21 protein-coding genes and 2 pseudogenes are annotated in these 19699 nt (G+C 50.4%); 15 read left to right on the forward strand and 8 right to left on the reverse strand.

The genetic code is table 11. The features are described from left to right. Nucleotides 1–197: 197 nt before the first annotated feature. Together rhaS and rhaR are read left to right on the forward strand one after the other, a co-directional pair. Nucleotides 198–1034 (forward strand): HTH-type transcriptional activator RhaS, encoded by an 837-nt coding sequence (gene rhaS, locus K0778_RS08420; protein WP_000217137.1) that lies wholly within the window; start codon nt 198–200, stop codon nt 1032–1034. Nucleotides 1035–1107: 73 nt separating this feature from the next. After that, nucleotides 1108–1956: an HTH-type transcriptional activator RhaR gene (rhaR, locus tag K0778_RS08425; protein WP_001336056.1), complete on the forward strand. Its 849-nt coding sequence runs from the start codon at nt 1108–1110 to the stop codon at nt 1954–1956. Here rhaR and rhaT read toward each other — a convergent pair. After that, complete coding sequence (gene rhaT / locus K0778_RS08430) at nt 1953–2987, reverse strand: L-rhamnose/proton symporter RhaT (RefSeq protein ID WP_000063517.1); 1035 nt, start codon at nt 2985–2987, stop codon at nt 1953–1955. The two genes, rhaR and rhaT, sit on opposite strands and share 4 nt — an antisense overlap. A gap of 284 nt (nt 2988–3271) precedes the next feature. Between rhaT and sodA the strand changes: the two genes are divergently transcribed. The 3 genes from sodA to yiiM all read left to right on the forward strand — a co-directional run bounded on the left by sodA (nt 3272) and on the right by yiiM (nt 5958). Continuing rightward, nucleotides 3272–3892: a superoxide dismutase [Mn] gene (sodA, locus tag K0778_RS08435; RefSeq protein WP_000122641.1), complete on the forward strand. Its 621-nt coding sequence runs from the start codon at nt 3272–3274 to the stop codon at nt 3890–3892. 259 nt (nt 3893–4151) lie between these two features. Beyond that, nucleotides 4152–5135 (forward strand): 2-keto-3-deoxygluconate transporter, encoded by a 984-nt coding sequence (gene kdgT / locus K0778_RS08440; RefSeq protein ID WP_001166063.1) that lies wholly within the window; start codon nt 4152–4154, stop codon nt 5133–5135. Nucleotides 5136–5283: 148 nt separating this feature from the next. Further along, nucleotides 5284–5958 carry a 6-hydroxyaminopurine reductase gene (gene yiiM, locus K0778_RS08445; RefSeq protein ID WP_001270260.1) on the forward strand — a complete coding sequence of 225 codons (675 nt, stop codon included), beginning with the start codon at nt 5284–5286 and terminating at the stop codon, nt 5956–5958. Nucleotides 5959–6063: 105 nt separating this feature from the next. Here the strand turns inward: yiiM and cpxA are convergent, their stop codons facing one another. Beyond that, nucleotides 6064–7437 carry an envelope stress sensor histidine kinase CpxA gene (gene cpxA, locus K0778_RS08450; RefSeq protein WP_000580417.1) on the reverse strand — a complete coding sequence of 458 codons (1374 nt, stop codon included), beginning with the start codon at nt 7435–7437 and terminating at the stop codon, nt 6064–6066. After that, entirely contained in the window at nt 7434–8132 is a 699-nt protein-coding gene (cpxR, locus tag K0778_RS08455) for an envelope stress response regulator transcription factor CpxR (RefSeq protein ID WP_001033722.1), read from the reverse strand. The genes cpxA and cpxR overlap by 4 nt, the downstream gene beginning before the upstream one ends. Before the next feature lie 149 nt (nt 8133–8281). On the opposite strand from cpxR, the gene cpxP reads away from it, so the two are divergent. Next, entirely contained in the window at nt 8282–8782 is a 501-nt protein-coding gene (gene cpxP / locus K0778_RS08460) for a cell-envelope stress modulator CpxP (RefSeq protein ID WP_001223800.1), read from the forward strand. Between the two features lie 186 nt (nt 8783–8968). Here cpxP and K0778_RS08465 read toward each other — a convergent pair. Then, nucleotides 8969–9562: pseudogene (locus tag K0778_RS08465) on the reverse strand (tyrosine-type recombinase/integrase); the annotation flags it as partial. Between K0778_RS08465 and K0778_RS08470 the strand changes: the two are divergent. From K0778_RS08470 to cdh, 6 genes and pseudogenes are all read left to right on the forward strand, one after another. Continuing rightward, nucleotides 9561–10052, forward strand: a pseudogene (locus K0778_RS08470) (contractile injection system protein, VgrG/Pvc8 family); the annotation flags it as partial. The pseudogenes K0778_RS08465 and K0778_RS08470 sit on opposite strands and share 2 nt — an antisense overlap. 81 nt (nt 10053–10133) lie before the next feature. Next, a complete protein-coding gene (gene ogrK, locus K0778_RS08475) occupies nt 10134–10352 on the forward strand; it encodes a prophage transcriptional regulator OgrK (RefSeq protein ID WP_000468308.1) in 219 nt (72 codons plus the stop codon). A 236-nt stretch (nt 10353–10588) separates the two neighbouring features. Next, nucleotides 10589–11491: a CDF family cation-efflux transporter FieF gene (gene fieF, locus K0778_RS08480; RefSeq protein ID WP_001076742.1), complete on the forward strand. Its 903-nt coding sequence runs from the start codon at nt 10589–10591 to the stop codon at nt 11489–11491. Between the two features lie 180 nt (nt 11492–11671). Beyond that, nucleotides 11672–12634: a 6-phosphofructokinase gene (pfkA, locus tag K0778_RS08485; protein WP_000591795.1), complete on the forward strand. Its 963-nt coding sequence runs from the start codon at nt 11672–11674 to the stop codon at nt 12632–12634. Between the two features lie 319 nt (nt 12635–12953). Beyond that, nucleotides 12954–13943 (forward strand): sulfate/thiosulfate ABC transporter substrate-binding protein Sbp, encoded by a 990-nt coding sequence (gene sbp, locus K0778_RS08490; protein WP_001045689.1) that lies wholly within the window; start codon nt 12954–12956, stop codon nt 13941–13943. 106 nt (nt 13944–14049) lie between these two features. Next, on the forward strand, nt 14050–14805 hold the full coding sequence (gene cdh, locus K0778_RS08495) for a CDP-diacylglycerol diphosphatase (protein WP_001351967.1): 756 nt from the start codon (nt 14050–14052) through the stop codon (nt 14803–14805). 54 nt (nt 14806–14859) lie between these two features. Here the strand turns inward: cdh and tpiA are convergent, their stop codons facing one another. Both tpiA and K0778_RS08505 read right to left on the reverse strand, forming a co-directional pair. After that, a complete protein-coding gene (tpiA, locus tag K0778_RS08500) occupies nt 14860–15627 on the reverse strand; it encodes a triose-phosphate isomerase (RefSeq protein WP_001216325.1) in 768 nt (255 codons plus the stop codon). Between the two features lie 107 nt (nt 15628–15734). Beyond that, complete coding sequence (locus K0778_RS08505) at nt 15735–16334, reverse strand: YiiQ family protein (protein WP_000802214.1); 600 nt, start codon at nt 16332–16334, stop codon at nt 15735–15737. A gap of 100 nt (nt 16335–16434) precedes the next feature. Here K0778_RS08505 and K0778_RS08510 point away from each other — a divergent pair, with 100 nt between their 5' ends. The 3 genes from K0778_RS08510 (at nt 16435) to uspD (ending at nt 17841) form a co-directional block, all read left to right on the forward strand. Then, nucleotides 16435–16875: a DUF805 domain-containing protein gene (locus K0778_RS08510; RefSeq protein WP_000155257.1), complete on the forward strand. Its 441-nt coding sequence runs from the start codon at nt 16435–16437 to the stop codon at nt 16873–16875. Nucleotides 16876–17086: 211 nt separating this feature from the next. After that, a complete protein-coding gene (locus tag K0778_RS08515; protein WP_000655989.1) occupies nt 17087–17386 on the forward strand; it encodes a DUF406 domain-containing protein in 300 nt (99 codons plus the stop codon). Nucleotides 17387–17412: 26 nt separating this feature from the next. Continuing rightward, nucleotides 17413–17841, forward strand: a complete 429-nt coding sequence (gene uspD, locus K0778_RS08520; protein ID WP_000323556.1) for a universal stress protein UspD — start codon at nt 17413–17415, stop codon at nt 17839–17841. A gap of 4 nt (nt 17842–17845) precedes the next feature. Here the strand turns inward: uspD and fpr are convergent, their stop codons facing one another. Together fpr and glpX are read right to left on the reverse strand one after the other, a co-directional pair. Continuing rightward, nucleotides 17846–18592: a ferredoxin--NADP(+) reductase gene (fpr, locus tag K0778_RS08525; RefSeq protein WP_000796332.1), complete on the reverse strand. Its 747-nt coding sequence runs from the start codon at nt 18590–18592 to the stop codon at nt 17846–17848. Nucleotides 18593–18688: 96 nt separating this feature from the next. Then, complete coding sequence (gene glpX / locus K0778_RS08530; RefSeq protein WP_001250644.1) at nt 18689–19699, reverse strand: class II fructose-bisphosphatase; 1011 nt, start codon at nt 19697–19699, stop codon at nt 18689–18691.

Raw genomic sequence — 19699 nt, forward strand, 5'->3', positions numbered from 1 at the left:
CAACCAGGGAAAGATGAACGTGATGATGTTCACAATTTGCTGAATTGTGGTGATGTGATGCTCACCGCATTTCCTGAAAATTCACGCTGTATCTTGAAAAATCGACGTTTTTTACGTGGTTTTCCGTCGAAAATTTAAGGTAAGAACCTGACCTCGTGATTACTATTTCGCCGTGTTGACGACATCAGGAGGCCAGTATGACCGTATTACATAGTGTGGATTTTTTTCCGTCTGGTAACGCGTCCGTGGCGATAGAACCCCGGCTCCCGCAGGCGGATTTTCCTGAACATCATCATGATTTTCATGAAATTGTGATTGTCGAACATGGCACGGGTATTCATGTGTTTAATGGGCAGCCCTATACCATCACCGGTGGCACGGTCTGTTTCGTACGCGATCATGATCGGCATCTGTATGAACATACCGATAATCTGTGTCTGACCAATGTGCTGTATCGCTCGCCGGATCGATTTCAGTTTCTCGCCGGGCTGAATCAGTTGCTGCCACAAGAGCTGGATGGGCAGTATCCGTCTCACTGGCGCGTTAACCACAGCGTATTGCAGCAGGTGCGACAGCTGGTTGCACAGATGGAACAGCAGGAAGGGGAAAATGATTTACCCTCGACCGCCAGTCGCGAGATCTTGTTTATGCAATTACTGCTCTTGCTGCGTAAAAGCAGTTTGCAGGAGAACCTGGAAAACAGCGCATCACGTCTCAACTTGCTTCTGGCCTGGCTGGAGGACCATTTTGCCGATGAGGTGAATTGGGATGCCGTGGCGGATCAATTTTCTCTTTCACTGCGTACGCTACATCGGCAGCTTAAGCAGCAAACGGGACTGACGCCTCAGCGATACCTGAACCGCCTGCGACTGATGAAAGCCCGACATCTGCTACGCCACAGCGAGGCCAGCGTTACTGACATCGCCTATCGCTGTGGATTCAGCGACAGTAACCACTTTTCGACGCTTTTTCGCCGAGAGTTTAACTGGTCACCGCGTGATATTCGCCAGGGACGGGATGGCTTTCTGCAATAACGCGAATCTTCTCAACGTATTTGTACGCCATATTGCGAATAATCAACTTCGTTCTCTGGCCGAGGTAGCCACGGTGGCGCATCAGTTAAAACTTCTCAAAGATGATTTTTTTGCCAGCGACCAGCAGGCAGTCGCTGTGGCTGACCGTTATCCGCAAGATGTCTTTGCTGAACATACACATGATTTTTGTGAGCTGGTGATTGTCTGGCGCGGTAATGGCCTGCATGTACTCAACGATCGCCCTTATCGCATTACCCGTGGCGATCTCTTTTACATTCATGCTGACGATAAACACTCCTACGCTTCCGTTAACGATCTGGTTTTGCAGAATATTATTTATTGCCCGGAGCGTCTGAAGCTGAATCTTGACTGGCAGGGGGCGATTCCGGGATTTAACGCCAGCGCAGGGCAACCACACTGGCGCTTAGGTAGCATGGGGATGGCGCAGGCGCGGCAGGTTATCGGTCAGCTTGAGCATGAAAGTAGTCAGCATGTGCCGTTTGCTAACGAAATGGCTGAGTTGCTGTTCGGGCAGTTGGTGATGTTGCTGAATCGCCATCGTTACACCAGTGATTCGTTGCCGCCAACATCCAGCGAAACGTTGCTGGATAAGCTGATTACCCGGCTGGCGGCTAGCCTGAAAAGTCCCTTTGCGCTGGATAAATTTTGTGATGAGGCATCGTGCAGTGAGCGCGTTTTGCGTCAGCAATTTCGCCAGCAGACTGGAATGACCATCAATCAATATCTGCGACAGGTCAGAGTGTGTCATGCGCAATATCTTCTCCAGCATAGCCGCCTGTTAATCAGTGATATTTCGACCGAATGTGGCTTTGAAGATAGTAACTATTTTTCGGTGGTGTTTACCCGGGAAACCGGGATGACGCCCAGCCAGTGGCGTCATCTCAATTCGCAGAAAGATTAATTCGCCATGCCGATGCCGACGATGTTAGCGGCGACAATAATCACCACACAACCGAGGCTCAACACCGTTACCGGACGGCGTCCTGCATTGTTCCACTCTTTCAGCACCAGCCCGACGATACCGCCGCACAATACATAGAAACTCATATGCAGCATCCAACTGATGTAGTCATACTGCGCCGGAATGCGGGCGTGGCCCCAGGCATAGAAAAAGAATTGCAGATACCACATCAACCCGCCCAGTGTCGAGAGTAACACATTGTGAATGATCAGCGATTTTGCCAGCGAGAAGTCGGCTTTTAGCGACAAATCTTTCACTTTTGCCAGACGAATAAAACAGAAACCGAGGTTAATGATCGCGCCGCCGCCCATGATGACAACATAGCTTGGCAGAGCGACATACAGTGGATCGACGCCAAGTGCGGCAGCGGCTTCATGCATCGGTTTTGCGGCGTTCATCGCAAAGGACATCCCGGCAGAGAAAATGCCGCACATCACCGCCAGCACCAGCCCTTTTTTCAGATTGAACTCTTCGGCTTTAATGCCCATCTTGCGCTCTTTCAACTGCCCGGCGCGAGTTACAATCCCTACGCCAATCAGCGCCACCAGAACGCCGAGCAACGTCATGCGTCCGCCTTCGGTGCTAATCAACACATCGAAATTGCCGTTGATAATTGGCGTCATCAGCGTACCGACAATCAACGTAATGCCAATGGCGATGCCAATTCCCATCGACATGCCGAGATAACGCATGGTCAGGCCGTAGTTGATATTACCGATCCCCCACATAGCGCCGAACAGAAAAACAGGCAGTAGCGTAGAGAGACTAAACGAGCTGTAATACGCCCAGAAATTCGGTAGTAACAGGGCGCTGATGGCCCACGGCAGAATAATCCACGAAACAATCCCACCGACTGACCACATGGTTTCCCATGACCATTTTTTTACTTTTTTGAACGGAGCGTAAAAACAGGCTGCACTGGCCGCGCCGATCAAATGCCAAAATATCCCCATCGTAATCGCGTTACTCATCTTCTTATCCTCATCATTTTTCGTCGCGTCACATCTCCGACGAGATGAGTGTAAAAATCGTGCTGTCGATTAACCTTTCGCCTGTTGCCGCCGTTGTCGATTTACTGGCAATCACGGCATTAAGTGGGTGATTTGCTTCACATCTCGGGCATTTTCCTGCAAAACCATACCCTTACGAAAAGTACGGCATTGATAATCATTTTCAATATCATTTAATTAACTATAATGAACCAACTGCTTACGCGGCATTAACAATCGGCCGCCCGACAATACTGGAGATGAATATGAGCTATACCCTGCCATCCCTGCCGTATGCTTACGATGCCCTGGAACCGCACTTCGATAAGCAGACCATGGAAATCCACCACACCAAACACCATCAGACCTACGTAAACAACGCCAACGCGGCGCTGGAAAGCCTGCCAGAATTTGCCAACCTGCCGGTTGAAGAGCTGATCACCAAACTGGACCAGCTGCCAGCAGACAAGAAAACCGTACTGCGCAACAACGCTGGCGGTCACGCTAACCACAGCCTGTTCTGGAAAGGTCTGAAAAAAGGCACCACCCTGCAGGGTGACCTGAAAGCGGCTATCGAACGTGACTTCGGCTCCGTTGATAACTTCAAAGCAGAATTTGAAAAAGCGGCAGCTTCCCGCTTTGGTTCCGGCTGGGCATGGCTGGTGCTGAAAGGCGATAAACTGGCGGTGGTTTCTACTGCTAACCAGGATTCTCCGCTGATGGGTGAAGCTATTTCTGGCGCTTCCGGCTTCCCGATTATGGGCCTGGATGTGTGGGAACATGCTTACTACCTGAAATTCCAGAACCGCCGTCCGGACTACATTAAAGAGTTCTGGAACGTGGTGAACTGGGACGAAGCAGCGGCACGTTTTGCGGCGAAAAAATAATCATTTGCCGCCTGCTGCAATGAGGCGTATAGGCCGCATATCAGCTTAAAAAATGAACCATCGCCAACGGCGGTGGTTTTTTTGTGATCAATTTCAAAATAAAAACAATGATCCGATAAAAATAAAACAGCGTTTCAATTAATGTGGTTTTGATCACTTTTATTGATTAAATGAATGTCTATCTTCGTTTCCATCAACACTGATGCTCCATTGAGGAATTACGCATCAGCCCTTAAAAATATGCCGACAGGTGATGGAAATGCAGATAAAACGCTCGATTGAGAAAATCCCGGGGGGGATGATGCTCGTCCCGCTATTCCTTGGCGCACTGTGCCACACCTTCTCGCCGGGGGCGGGGAAATATTTTGGATCATTCACCAACGGGATGATTACCGGTACGGTGCCCATTCTGGCGGTGTGGTTTTTTTGCATGGGGGCGTCAATAAAATTAAGCGCGACGGGAACGGTACTGCGTAAATCCGGTACGCTGGTGGTAACTAAAATTGCCGTCGCGTGGGTGGTTGCGGCAATTGCCTCGCGTATTATTCCGGAACATGGTGTTGAAGTTGGATTCTTTGCCGGACTTTCAACGCTGGCGCTGGTGGCGGCGATGGATATGACCAATGGCGGACTTTACGCTTCCATCATGCAGCAGTACGGCACAAAAGAAGAAGCTGGGGCATTTGTGTTGATGTCGTTGGAGTCCGGGCCGCTCATGACGATGATTATTCTGGGCACTGCCGGGATTGCCTCGTTTGAACCGCATGTTTTCGTCGGCGCAGTATTACCGTTCCTGGTGGGCTTTGCCCTGGGGAACCTTGACCCTGAATTGCGAGAATTTTTCAGCAAAGCGGTGCAAACGCTGATTCCATTCTTTGCCTTCGCGCTGGGCAATACCATTGATTTGACTGTGATTGCCCAGACTGGTTTGCTGGGGATCCTGTTGGGTGTGGCAGTAATTATCGTGACCGGTATTCCGTTGATTATCGCCGATAAATTGATTGGCGGTGGCGATGGCACTGCCGGAATTGCCGCTTCCAGTTCCGCAGGGGCCGCGGTAGCGACACCTGTGCTGATTGCAGAAATGGTGCCTGCGTTTAAACCGATGGCTCCGGCAGCAACTTCGCTGGTAGCGACGGCGGTCATTGTGACTTCGATTCTGGTGCCAATTCTTACCTCTATCTGGTCACGTAAAGTCAAAGCCAGAGCAGCGAAAATCGAAATTTTAGGTACGGTGAAATAAACCTGCTTCCTTAATCCCCACAGCCGGATGAACTAACGTTCGTCCGGTTTGCTATTGAGTTCCTGCCTGGATACTTACCGCGAAAACAGCACGCCTGACATAAAATAAATATGGTCTAATGGGGAAATTTCTCGTGGAGAGGGAACAGATGCGATATCCGGTTGATGTATACACAGGCAAGATTCAGGCTTATCCCGAAGGCAAACCCAGCGCAATTGCTAAAATCCAGGTTGATGGTGAGTTGATGCTGACGGAGCTGGGGCTGGAAGGTGACGAGCAGGCGGAGAAAAAGGTTCACGGCGGGCCAGACAGAGCGCTGTGTCATTATCCTCGTGAGCATTATCTCTACTGGGCGCGGGAATTTCCGGAACAGGCGGAGTTGTTTGTTGCGCCTGCGTTTGGTGAAAACCTCTCAACCGACGGCCTGACGGAAAGTAATGTTTATATGGGCGATATTTTCCGCTGGGGAGAGGCATTAATTCAGGTCAGCCAGCCGCGCTCGCCTTGCTATAAACTCAATTACCATTTTGATATCAGCGATATAGCGCAGTTGATGCAAAACACAGGTAAGGTGGGGTGGTTGTATAGCGTGATAGCGCCAGGGAAAGTGTCTGCGGACGCGCCGCTGGAGTTGGTTTCCCGTGTCAGCGATGTGACCGTGCAGGAGGCTGCCGCCATCGCATGGCATATGCCGTTTGATGACGATCAATATCACCGTTTACTCTCCGCTGCCGGGTTATCGAAAAGCTGGACGCGGACGATGCAAAAGCGCCGACTGAGCGGCAAGATCGAAGATTTTTCCCGCCGGTTGTGGGGAAAATAACCCCCGGAGTGTAGGCCTGATAAGACGCTATCAGCGTCGCATCAGGCATCCTGCTCAAATGCCGGATGCGGCGTAAACGCCTTATCCTGCCTGCAAATGCGAAGTTTAACTCCGCTTATACAGCGGCAACCAAATCACCAGCCGTAAACCGCCCAGCGGGCTGTCTTCTGCCTTCACCCAGCCACGATGCTGCTGAATGGCGGTTTCAACAATCGCCAGCCCCAAACCTGTACCGCCAGATTCACGATCGCGTGCTTCATCGGTACGATAGAACGGACGGAAAATCTGTTCGCGATCTTCCGGGCTAACGCCAGGACCATCGTCGTCCACCGTAATGGTGATACCGTCTTTATCTACCGCAAAGCCCACTTCAATCTTCGTATGGGAATAACGCAGAGCATTACGAACAATGTTTTCCAGCGCACTTTCCAGGGCGTTCGGATTGCCGTACAGCGGCCACGGCCCAGGCGGGAAGTTAACTGTCAACGACTTGCCCATTTGCTCGGCTTCGAACGCCGCGTTATCCAGCACTTCACTCCACAACTGGTTGGCTTTGATGGTTTCGCTAACCAGCGCGTTTTTTTGCTGATTACGTGACATCACCAACAGATCGTTGATCATGCTGTCCAGACGTTGCGCTTCGGTTTCAATACGCTCCAGTTCCTTGCTTTCACCGCTACGACGGCGCAGTAACGCCGTACCCAGTTGCAGACGCGTCAGCGGGGTGCGCAGCTCGTGAGAGATATCAGAAAGCAGACGCTGCTGAGAGGTCATCATGCGCTCCAGCGCGGTGACCATCTGGTTAAAACTGGCACCTGCGGCAAGGAATTCCTGTGGCCCCGCTTCCAGTTCCGGGTGCTGGCGTAAGTTTCCCTGGGCAACTTCATCGGCAGCGTTTTTCAGCTTACGCGCCGGTTTTGCCAGACTCCAGGCCAACCACAACAGCAGCGGCGTACTGACCAACATGGTGACAATCAGCAGTAATAGCGGGCGGTCAAACAGTAAGTTAATGAAATCGGATTGAGAACTGCTGGCCGGACGAATCAGATAAAGTTGGTAATTATCTTCGCCATCACGTACGGAGAACGGACCGACCAGTTCCACGCGGCCATACTTTTTCTTCTGCGGATGATCGGCGTTATCGGCCTGACCAATAAAGTTACGAATGATCTGCATTTCGCTGCGTTCAGCGCCGATCACGCGGCCTTCGGTGGTCACCAATAACAAACGCTGTCCTGGCGGTGCCCACTTATCAATCGCCCGGAACAGACGCCGCCACCACATTAAATCGTTGGGCGGATCGTTCGCCAGCTCCGCTTCAACATGCTGCTCAATCATCAGCCCCTGACGCTGTTCGCTATCCAGAAGCTCGGTCATCTGGCGTGAATCGAGCTTGGGTAACATCAAAACCAACATCAACACCAGCGCCAGCGTCAGCCAGAAGATGGCGAAGATGCGCGCGGTTAAGCTGCCTATCATGAAGCAGAAACCATCAGGTAGCCGCGACCACGCAAGGTTTTAAACCACGGGTGACCATCTTTACGATCCGGCAGTTTACGACGCAGGTTGGAAATGTGCATATCGATAGCGCGGTCGAAAGGCGTCAGGCGTTTGCCCAGCACTTCCTGGCTTAAATGTTCACGGGAAACCACCTGACCCAGATGCTGTGCCAGCAAATAGAGCAGGGTAAACTCAGTACCGGTTAACTCCAGCGTTTGCCCGTCGAAGCTGGCTTCCTGACGGCCTGGATTCAGCACTAAGGCATCAACTTCCAGTGTCGGTGAACCGTTGTCGTTGTTTTGCTGTTGCTCGCTCCAGTGCGAACGGCGCAGGATCGCGCGAATACGTGCCACCAGTTCACGATCATTAAACGGTTTCGGGAGATAGTCATCTGCGCCCAGCTCAAGGCCGAGAACGCGATCAAGTTCACTGCCGCGCGCCGTCAACATAATGACAGGCGTCTGGTGTGTCTGGCGAAGTGCTTTTAATGTGTCGATACCATTTTTCTTCGGCATCATTACGTCAAGCAAAAGTAAATCAATGCTGTCGTCCAGAAGATCAAGCGCCTGTTCCCCATCGTGGGCAACAATCACGTTGAAGCCTTCCATCTCGAGCAGCTCCTTTAATAGGGAAGTCAGCTCTCGGTCATCATCAACTAACAGGATTTTATTCATTGTTTAAATACCTCCGAGGCAGAAATTACGTCATCAGACGTCGCTAATCCATGACTTTACGTTGTTTTACACCCCCTGACGCATGTTTGCAGCCTGAATCGTAAACTCTCTATCGTTGAATCGCGACAGAAAGATTTTGGGAGCAAATGATGCGCATAGTTACCGCTGCCGTCATGGCCTCAACGCTGGCAGTCAGTTCATTAAGCCACGCTGCTGAAGTCGGTTCAGGCGATAACTGGCATCCGGGTGAAGAACTTACGCAGCGCAGTACGCAGAGCCATATGTTCGACGGCATAAGTTTAACCGAACATCAGCGTCAGCAGATGCGAGATCTTATGCAACAGGCCCGGCACGAACAGCCTCCTGTTAATGTTAGCGAACTGGAGACAATGCATCGCCTTGTCACCGCAGAAAATTTTGATGAAAACGCTGTGCGCGCACAGGCAGAAAAAATGGCGAATGAGCAAATTGCTCGTCAGGTTGAGATGGCAAAAGTCCGCAACCAAATGTATCGCCTGTTAACGCCGGAGCAGCAAGCGGTTTTAAACGAGAAACATCAACAACGAATGGAGCAGTTGCGTGACGTGACGCAATGGCAAAAAAGTTCATCGTTGAAGCTATTGAGTAGTAGCAACTCACGTTCCCAGTAGTAAACCCTGTTTTCCTTGCCATAGACACCATCCCTGTCTTCCCCCACATGATGTGGGGGTTTTTTTTATCAATTACTTACATGCAATCAAAAGTAAAAACAGGTACTTATCGAAAGCTGTAAGGGTTTGGAGCGGTTTCAAAATTTCTTGAGTGTGGACACTATGTGGACACTCAGAGGGGGAAATTTATAACGTCACTCCGCCTTTTAGTGGATTCAGAGCGACGGCATTTTGCAGATAGTCAGGCGCAAGGTGCGCATAGGCCATCGTCTGCTGAATGCTCGCATGTCCCAGAATCTGTTGCAGTGCGATTATATTGCCCCCATTCATCATGAAATGGCTTGCGAATGTATGCCGCAGGATGTGGGTTGCCTGATTGGGTGGTATATCAGGTTTCACTCTGCGTAAAATCCCGCAAAATTTCTCATAATCAACTTTGAATAATTTGGCGCTGGCCTCCTCTTTAACTTTTTTCTCCAGTTCCTCAGAAATCGGCACGGTTCGCTTTTTACCGTTTTTGGTTTTCAGGAAGGTAACCCTGCAATTTGTAATCTGTGCTGGTTTTAGCGTGGCAACTTCCGTCCATCTTCCTCCAGTGCTCAGACATAAAAGCGCGACAAGTAAGTCATCACCAGCCAAAACATTTAACAGTTTTTCGATTTCTGCTTTTTCCAGGAACGTCATTTCAGGGTTGGCCTCCGTCAGTGGCGGCAGTCCGTGAATTGGGTGTTGCCCGGAAAATTCATCCAATTGAATTAATTTTGTGAACATGCCGGATACCGGCGTAACGGCAAAGTGGCTTCACACCAAAGACCCGAAGCCGCAAAAGCAGAAGGTAAAACTGAAACGCAAAAAGAAAGAGAAACACCTGCGCGCACTGGAGCACCCGAAAGCGAAACCAGTCACGCAGAAGAAAGCGCCAAAAGTACCGGAAGCGCGCGAAGGTGAATACATGGCCGGTGAGGCTGACAACGTTTTTGCCCTGACCACGGTATATGCCACGAAAGCGCAGGCCATGCGCGCCGCTCAGGCGAAGTGGGATAAGCTGCAACGGGGCGTGGCGGAGTTCTCCATCAGCCTGGCTACCGGTCGGGCAGATATTTACACGGAAACACCGGTCAAAGTGTCAGGCTTTAAGCGCGTCATAGACGAGCAGGACTGGACAATCACTAAGGTGACACATTTTCTGAATAATAGCGGCTTCACGACGTCCTTAGAGCTTGAGGTCAGGCTTTCTGATGTGGAGTACGAAACAGAAGATGATGAGTGATGTTTTGTTTTTATCTTTTTGTTTTATAAGGGTAAATTAACTAAAATGGCACCATCAACAAAACCGGAAGAGGTGCTCGCGATGTTTCATTGTCCTTTATGCCAGCATGCCGCACATGCGCGTACAAGTCGCTATATCACTGACACGACAAAAGAGCGTTATCACCAGTGTCAGAACGTGAATTGCAGCGCCACGTTCATCACTTATGAGTCGGTACAGCGATACATCGTGAAGCCGGGAGAAGTCCACGCTGTAAGACCGCATCCGTTGCCGTCAGGGCAGCAAATTATGTGGATGTGATCACAAAAATAGCCCCTCAGTTAAGGGGCTTTATTTATGGTCGATGTGGACGCTATGTGGACAGTGCTTGATATAAATCCATTTATATCATCAGGTTAGGTGCTTTTTTGTGACACCATCCCTGTCTTCCCCCACATGATGTGGGGGTTTTTTTTATCCTCAATTTGCCTGCTGCTTAATGCATTGCAGATGATTTGCTTCCGTTATACTAGCGTCAGTTGATAGCGGGAGTATTTATGAATCAATCTTATGGACGGCTGGTCAGTCGGGCGGCGATTGCTGCGACGGCGATGGCTTCGCTGCTATTGCTGATTAAAATTTTTGCATGGTGGTATACCGGGTCGGTGAGTATTCTCGCCGCGCTGGTGGATTCGCTGGTGGATATCGGCGCGTCGTTGACGAATTTATTGGTGGTGCGATATTCCCTGCAACCTGCCGACGATAATCACTCGTTTGGTCACGGTAAAGCTGAGTCCCTCGCGGCGCTGGCGCAAAGTATGTTTATCTCCGGTTCGGCACTATTCCTGTTTTTGACAGGTATTCAACATCTGATATCTCCAACACCGATGACAGATCCAGGCGTCGGGGTTATCGTGACAATTGTGGCGCTAATTTGTACGATTATCCTTGTCTCGTTTCAGCGTTGGGTGGTGCGCCGGACGCAAAGCCAGGCGGTGCGGGCTGATATGCTACATTACCAGTCTGATGTTATGATGAACGGCGCAATTCTGCTGGCGCTGGGGTTGTCCTGGTACGGCTGGCATCGCGCCGATGCTCTGTTTGCATTGGGAATCGGCATCTATATTTTATATAGCGCGTTACGCATGGGATATGAGGCAGTACAGTCATTACTGGATCGCGCATTACCTGATGAGGAACGGCAAGAAATTATTGATATCGTGACTTCCTGGCCGGGTGTTAGCGGCGCTCACGATCTTCGCACGCGGCAGTCAGGGCCGACCCGCTTTATTCAGATTCATTTGGAAATGGAAGACTCTCTGCCTTTGGTTCAGGCACATATGGTGGCGGATCAGGTAGAGCAGGCTATTTTACGGCGTTTTCCGGGATCGGATGTAATTATCCATCAGGACCCCTGTTCCGTCGTACCCAGGGAGGGTAAACGGTCTATGCTTTCATAATCAGTATAAAAGAGAGCCAGACCCGCATTTTGTGTATAAAATACCGCCATTTGGCCTGACCTGAATCAATTCAGCAGGAAGTGATTGTTATACTATTTGCACATTCGTTGGATCACTTCGATGTGCAAGAAGACTTCCGGCAACAGATTTCATTTTGCATTCCAAAGTTCAGAGGTAGTCATGATTAAGAAAATCGGTGTGTTGACAAGCGGCGGTGATGCGCCAGGCATGAACGCCGCAATTCGCGGGGTTGTTCGTTCTGCGCTGACAGAAGGTCTGGAAGTAATGGGTATTTATGACGGCTATCTGGGTCTGTATGAAGACCGTATGGTACAGCTAGACCGTTACAGCGTGTCTGACATGATCAACCGTGGCGGTACGTTCCTCGGTTCTGCGCGTTTCCCGGAATTCCGCGACGAGAACATCCGCGCCGTGGCTATCGAAAACCTGAAAAAACGTGGTATCGACGCGCTGGTGGTTATCGGCGGTGACGGTTCCTACATGGGTGCAATGCGTCTGACCGAAATGGGCTTCCCGTGCATCGGTCTGCCGGGCACTATCGACAACGACATCAAAGGCACTGACTACACTATCGGTTTCTTCACTGCGCTGAGCACCGTTGTAGAAGCGATCGACCGTCTGCGTGACACCTCTTCTTCTCACCAGCGTATTTCCGTGGTGGAAGTGATGGGCCGTTATTGTGGAGATCTGACGTTGGCTGCGGCCATTGCCGGTGGCTGTGAATTCGTTGTGGTTCCGGAAGTTGAATTCAGCCGTGAAGACCTGGTAAACGAAATCAAAGCGGGTATCGCGAAAGGTAAAAAACACGCGATCGTGGCGATTACCGAACATATGTGTGATGTTGACGAACTGGCGCATTTCATCGAGAAAGAAACCGGTCGTGAAACCCGCGCAACTGTGCTGGGCCACATCCAGCGCGGTGGTTCTCCGGTGCCTTACGACCGTATTCTGGCTTCCCGTATGGGCGCTTACGCTATCGATCTGCTGCTGGCAGGTTACGGCGGTCGTTGTGTAGGTATCCAGAACGAACAGCTGGTTCACCACGACATCATCGACGCTATCGAAAACATGAAGCGTCCGTTCAAAGGTGACTGGCTGGACTGCGCGAAAAAACTGTATTAATGATTTCGGAAAAAGGCAGATTCCTTTACCCTGAAACCGATGACAGAAGCAAAAATGCCTGATGCGCTTCGCTTATCAGGCCTACATGAATTCTGCAATTTATTGAATTTGCAAACTTTTGTAGGCCGGATAAGGCGTTCGCGCCGCATCCGGCATGGACAAAGCGCACTTTGTCAGCAATATGAGGCGGATTTCTTCCGCCTTTTTAATCCCTCAACATATACCCGCAAGTTATAGCCAATCTTTTTTTATTCTTTAATGTTTGGTTAACCTTCTGGCACGCTTTGCTCATCACAACACAACATAAGAGAGTCGGGCGATGAACAAGTGGGGCGTAGGGTTAACATTTTTGCTGGCGGCAACCAGCGTTATGGCAAAGGATATTCAGCTTCTTAACGTTTCATATGATCCAACGCGCGAATTGTACGAACAGTACAACAAGGCATTCAGCGCCCACTGGAAACAGCAAACTGGTGATAACGTGGTGATTCGTCAGTCACACGGTGGCTCAGGTAAACAAGCGACGTCGGTAATCAACGGTATTGAAGCTGATGTTGTCACGCTGGCTCTGGCCTATGACGTGGACGCAATTGCGGAACGCGGGCGGATTGATAAAGAGTGGATCAAACGTCTGCCGGATAACTCCGCACCGTACACTTCCACCATTGTTTTCCTGGTACGTAAGGGAAATCCGAAGCAGATCCATGACTGGAACGATCTGATTAAACCGGGTGTTTCGGTGATCACGCCTAATCCGAAAAGCTCTGGTGGCGCGCGCTGGAACTACCTGGCAGCCTGGGGCTACGCGCTGCATCACAACAACAACGATCAGGCAAAAGCACAGGATTTTGTTCGGGCACTGTATAAAAACGTCGAAGTTCTGGATTCTGGCGCGCGTGGCTCCACTAACACTTTTGTCGAGCGCGGAATTGGCGATGTACTGATTGCCTGGGAAAACGAAGCTCTGCTGGCAGCGAATGAACTGGGGAAAGATAAATTCGAAATCGTCACGCCGAGTGAGTCTATCCTCGCAGAGCCAACCGTGTCGGTGGTCGATAAAGTGGTCGAGAAAAAAGGTACTAAAGAGGTGGCGGAAGCCTACCTGAAATATCTCTACTCGCCAGAAGGTCAGGAAATTGCCGCGAAAAACTACTACCGTCCGCGCGACGCTGAGGTGGCGAAAAAGTACGAAAATGCGTTTCCAAAGCTGAAGTTATTCACCATTGATGAAGAGTTCGGCGGCTGGACGAAAGCGCAAAAAGAGCATTTTGCTAACGGCGGTACGTTCGATCAGATCAGCAAACGCTGATTTCCCCAGGATAATTATCAAACCCGGTGGTTTCTCGCGACCGGGTTTTTTATTTGTCACGATTTTGCGTTACCCTTGCATCTCTTTGAGGTACAGGGAAAAAAAGATGAAAAAAGCGGGTCTTCTTTTTTTGGTGATGATAGTTATCGCCGTTGTGGCTGCCGGTATTGGTTACTGGAAATTAACCGGTGAAGAGTCGGATACATTACGTAAGATTGTCCTTGAGGAATGTTTGCCCAATCAGCAGCAAAATCAAAATCCTTCGCCATGTGCGGAAGTCAAACCCAATGCCGGATACGTGGTTTTAAAAGATCTTAATGGCCCACTGCAATATCTGTTGATGCCAACGTATCGTATTAACGGTACTGAAAGTCCTTTGTTGACCGATCCTTCAACGCCGAACTTCTTTTGGTTGGCTTGGCAGGCGCGTGATTTTATGAGCAAAAAATACGGCCAGCCGGTTCCCGATCGCGCGGTTTCTTTGGCGATCAACTCCCGCACCGGGCGTACGCAAAACCATTTTCATATTCATATCTCTTGTATTCGTCCTGATGTGCGCGAACAGCTGGATAACAATCTGGCGAACATCAGCAGCCGCTGGTTGCCACTGCCAGGTGGTTTGCGCGGGCATGAATACCTGGCGCGTCGGGTAACGGAAAGCGAACTGGTACAACGCAGCCCATTTATGATGCTGGCAGAAGAAGTACCTGAGGCGCGGGAACATATGGGACGCTACGGGCTGGCGATGGTACGGCAGAGTGATAACTCATTTGTATTGCTGGCGACACAACGAAATCTACTGACGCTTAACCGTGCTTCAGCCGAGGAAATTCAGGATCATCAGTGTGAGATTTTGCGTTAAGGCGAATAGTTAAGGAAAGTAAGTGCCGGATATGAAATCCGGCACCTGTCAGACTTAAGCCTGTTTAGCCGCTTCTGCAGCTTTAACGATTACTGCGAAGGCGTCAGCTTTCAGAGAAGCACCACCAACCAGCGCGCCGTCGATATCCGGCTGAGCAAACAGTTCTGCAGCGTTAGACGCGTTTACAGAGCCGCCGTACTGAATGATCACTTGTTCAGCGATGTTAGCGTCAACTTTAGCGATGTGGTCACGGATGAATTTGTGAACAGCCTGTGCCTGAGCCGGAGTTGCAGATTTGCCAGTACCGATTGCCCATACAGGTTCGTAAGCGATAACCGCACCTTCGAATGCCGCAGCACCCTGAGTTTTCAGTACCGCGTCGATCTGACGTGCGCAAACTTCTTCAGTTTTGCCCGCTTCATTTTCAGCTTCGGTTTCACCGATGCACAGAACCGGAGTCAGGCCCTGCTCTTTCAGCACCGCGAATTTTTTCGCGATCAGTTCGTCAGATTCTTTGTGGTAAGTACGACGTTCAGAGTGACCGATGATGATGTACTGTGCGCCGATGTCTTTCAGCATAGCAGCAGAGGTTTCACCGGTGAATGCGCCGGACAGGTTCAGGTCCACGTTTTGCGCACCCAGCATGATGTGGCTGCCTTCAGCTTCGCGCTTCGCCATATCGATATACATTTCCGGTGGTGCGATTGCAACCGCACAGCCAGCAACACCTGCCAGCTCTTTACGCAGGTTAGAAACCAGCTCGTGAACCATGTGGCGGCTGCCGTTCAGTTTCCAGTTACCCATCACTAAAGGATGTCGCATTTTAATTCTCCACGCTTATAAGCGAATAAAGGAAGATGGCCGCCCCGCAGGGCAGCAGGTCTGTGAAACAGTATAGAGATTCATCGGCACAAAGGCTTTGCTTTTTGTCATTTATTCAAACCTTCAAGCGATTCAGATAGCGCCAGCTTAATCGGTTCAACAGCGAAGGTCAGCCCCTTTTCGCCGTTGTCCGCGACAACATAACGCAGTGCACCTTCTGTCTCGGTGTAATAACGTTTGTTTTTCCCCGCCGTTAGTAGCGACTGCAGTTTTTTCTGGCTTTGTGTTTTGGTCATTAATGGGGTGAGTGTGCGGATCACCGCTGCCATGTATTCCTGAGCTTTCGCTTTCGCGGCTTTTTGCTCTGGCCCCTGGATGGGTAGCCAGGTCATTTGAATGCTTTTGATTTTTAAGGTACCGCGCTCCAGCGCTGTAGAAGCATACAAGTTCTCATTAATTTTACTTGCAGCACGAGTGAGATTGGCTTTGTCGGGACTGCTGTCGATGGCACGAAATTCGTTCAGTGGCAGGCTGGGATTCTGGCTGTTAAAGTCTTCTCGAAACTGGCTGATGGAGAGATCGAAAGTAGGGGCTCCAGCCAGCAGATAAGGCGCGGTCGTTGCCGTATCTGGTGTTTGTGCATGCGCCGCTGTTGTAACGGTTAATGCAGAACATAAGAGAAAAAACAGCGTACACCCTGGCTTCATTGACAGTACCTTTTGTTATGACTGGCTCCGATTAAAACGATATCTGTCGCCCTTGTCAAAAGGGTAGAATCCTGGAAAAGACAACCATCAAGGAACTTACATGACCATACAGCAATGGTTATTCTCATTTAAAGGGCGTATTGGACGCCGTGATTTCTGGATTTGGATAGGCCTGTGGTTCGCAGGCATGCTGGTGCTTTTCTCACTGGCGGGTAAGAATCTACTCGATATTCAGACCGCGGCGTTTTGCCTTGTGTGCTTGCTCTGGCCAACAGCGGCAGTAACTGTTAAGCGCTTGCATGATCGCGGGCGTTCCGGCGCATGGGCATTTCTGATGATTGTGGCGTGGATGCTGCTGGCGGGTAACTGGGCGATTTTACCGGGTGTCTGGCAATGGGCGGTGGGGCGTTTTGTCCCGACGTTGATTCTGGTGATGATGCTTATCGATCTTGGTGCGTTTGTTGGCACACAAGGCGAAAATAAATATGGTAAAGATACTCAGGATGTGAAGTATAAAGCCGACAATAAATCAAGTAATTAACCTTTAATATATCTCTTACTGCTATTTTTTTCCGGGATTGTTATTTCCACGATGCAAATGACAATACCCGGAAAATCCTTCTGAACTCTTCACCTTAAGCAATATCAAAAAAAATGGTAATCCATAAGATCATTACTTGTTTGTTCTTCCCTTAACGGCGCATTATTCTTAAGTCGTAATCGACAGAGAGGCGAATATACAGAGGTGCCCTATGAAAGATGTCGTAGATAAATGCAGTACTAAAGGATGTGCGATTGATATCGGTACGGTGATTGATAACGACAACTGTACCAGTAAGTTTTCGCGCTTTTTTGCCACCCGCGAAGAAGCAGAGTCTTTTATGACCAAACTGAAAGAGCTTGCCGCCGCTACATCCTCTGCAGATGAAGGGGCCAGCGTGGCCTATAAGATTAAGGATCTGGAGGGGCAAGTTGAGCTTGATGCGGCCTTCACTTTCTCATGCCAGGCCGAGATGATTATTTTTGAGTTATCACTGCGTTCGTTAGCTTGATGGAGTTGCTTTAGAAGGAGTTAAACATGGCTTATAAACACATTGGCGTGGCAATTTCCGGGAATGAAGAAGATGCCTTACTGGTGAATAAAGCCCTGGAGCTCGCCAGACATAATGACGCTCACCTGACGTTAATTCATATTGATGATGGCTTAAGCGAGTTGTATCCGGGTATCTACTTCCCTGCAACAGAAGATATTCTTCAATTGTTGAAGAATAAGTCGGATAACAAGCTGTATAAACTGACGAAAAATATTCAATGGCCGAAGACAAAACTGCGTATTGAACGCGGAGAAATGCCGGAAACACTGCTGGAAATTATGCAAAAAGAGCAGTGCGACCTCCTTGTCTGTGGTCATCATCACTCATTTATCAACCGTTTGATGCCGGCATATCGCGGGATGATCAATAAGATGAGTGCGGATTTGCTCATCGTGCCGTTTATCGATAAGTAACCGCTTACCAGTAATGCTCCGCTGTCATATGGCCCGGTCGGCGACGTAAATGTTTCGTCATCTGCCGGGTCTCTTTCAGCAACTGTTGTGTATCGCGCACCATCTGTGGATTGCCGCACAGCATCACATGGCTGGTTTCTTTATTCATCGGCAGGCCAATCGTGCTTTCCAGTTCCCCACTTTCAATTAATGCCGGTATCCGTCCGGTGAGCGACCCCGCTGCCGTTTCCCGACTGACCACCGTCTGAATGCGCAGTTTTCCTTCGTAGCGTTTTTCCAGTTCCTGCATCAGTGGCAAATAGCTTAAGTCGGCGGCATAACGTGCGGCGTGCACCAGGACCAGATTTTTGAAGCGATCTAAATCTTTACCTAGTTGCAGAATCGATAAATAAGGGCCAATCGCTGTACCGGTTGCCAGCATCCATAGCGTTTCGCAGTGCGGCACTTCATCGAGCACAAAGAATCCTGCCGCTTCGCTAACCACCTGCACTTCATCGCCTGGTTTCAGTGCCGCCAGTCGTGGGCTTAATTTGCCATCGGGGACGGTGACCAGGTAAAACTCCAGATCGGGATTATCGGGCGAGTTTACATAGGAGTAGGCGCGCTGGACGCGTTCGCCGTCGATTTCAAGGCCAAGCTTGGTAAATTGCCCGGCGGTAAACGGAAGCACGGGGGCGTGAACGGTGAGACTAAACAGGGCGTCGGTCCAGTTCTGCACTTTAGTGACTTTGCCTGTTACCCAATCAGCCATGTTTTTCTCCTGTTTTGATTGACTTGCCTTATCTTCGTTCTCCGAACAAAAAAATTCCAGTCCCGAAGGACTGGAAGGCTCAATCGATCAAATCAATCAGAGGATGTGCACCTGCATTTCCGGGTCTTTGCGATCCAGATAGTGGATGGACTGAATGCGGCGAATGGTGCGTGACTTGCCGCGGATCAGCAGCGTTTCGGTAGTCGCGATATTGCCTTTGCGGCTAATGCCTTCCAGCAGATCGCCTTTGGTAATACCGGTGGCAGAGAAGATGACGTTATCGCTGCGCGCCATATCGCCCAGGCGCAATACTTTACCGGCTTCGATGCCCATCGCTTTGCAGCGTGCCAGCTCCTGCTCGCCAATGCGACGATTCTCTTCGTTGTCGCCTTTGACGTCATGACGCGCCAGCAGACGACCGTTCATGTCGCCATCTAATGCGCGGATCACCGCCGCAGAAACTACGCCTTCCGGCGCGCCACCAATACCGTACAGCACGTCAACTTCGCTGTCTGGCATACAGGTGAGAATTGAGGCCGCAACGTCGCCGTCCGGAATAGCAAATACGCGTACGCCGAGTTGCTGCATTTCAGCGATAACGGCATCGTGGCGTGGTTTAGCCAGAATCGTTACCGTCAGTTCGCTCAACGGTTTGCCGAGCGCCGCCGCTACATTGCGCAGGTTATCCGCCAGCGGCAGGTTCAGATCAATGGTGCCTTTGGCTCCCGGCCCGACAATCAGCTTCTCCATATACATATCCGGCGCATTGAGGAAGCAGCCTTTATCGCCTACTGCCAGCACCGCCAGCGCGTTAGCCTGGCCCATCGCCGTCATGCGCGTGCCTTCAATCGGATCAACAGCAATATCTACCGCGTCGCCGCGACCAGTACCGACTTTTTCACCAATGTAGAGCATCGGTGCTTCGTCGATTTCACCTTCACCAATGACGATGGTGCCGTCAATGTTGACCTGGTTGAGCATAATACGCATGGCGTTTACCGCCGCGCCGTCCGCGGTGTTTTTATCGCCGCGTCCTAACCATTTGTAGCCAGCCAGCGCCGCTGATTCGGTGACGCGGGAAAATTCGATGGCAAGTTCTCGTCTCAT

This window comes from Escherichia sp. XD33 (assembly GCF_019375075.1).
Classification (GTDB): Bacteria; Pseudomonadota; Gammaproteobacteria; order Enterobacterales; family Enterobacteriaceae; genus Enterobacter; species Enterobacter flexneri_A.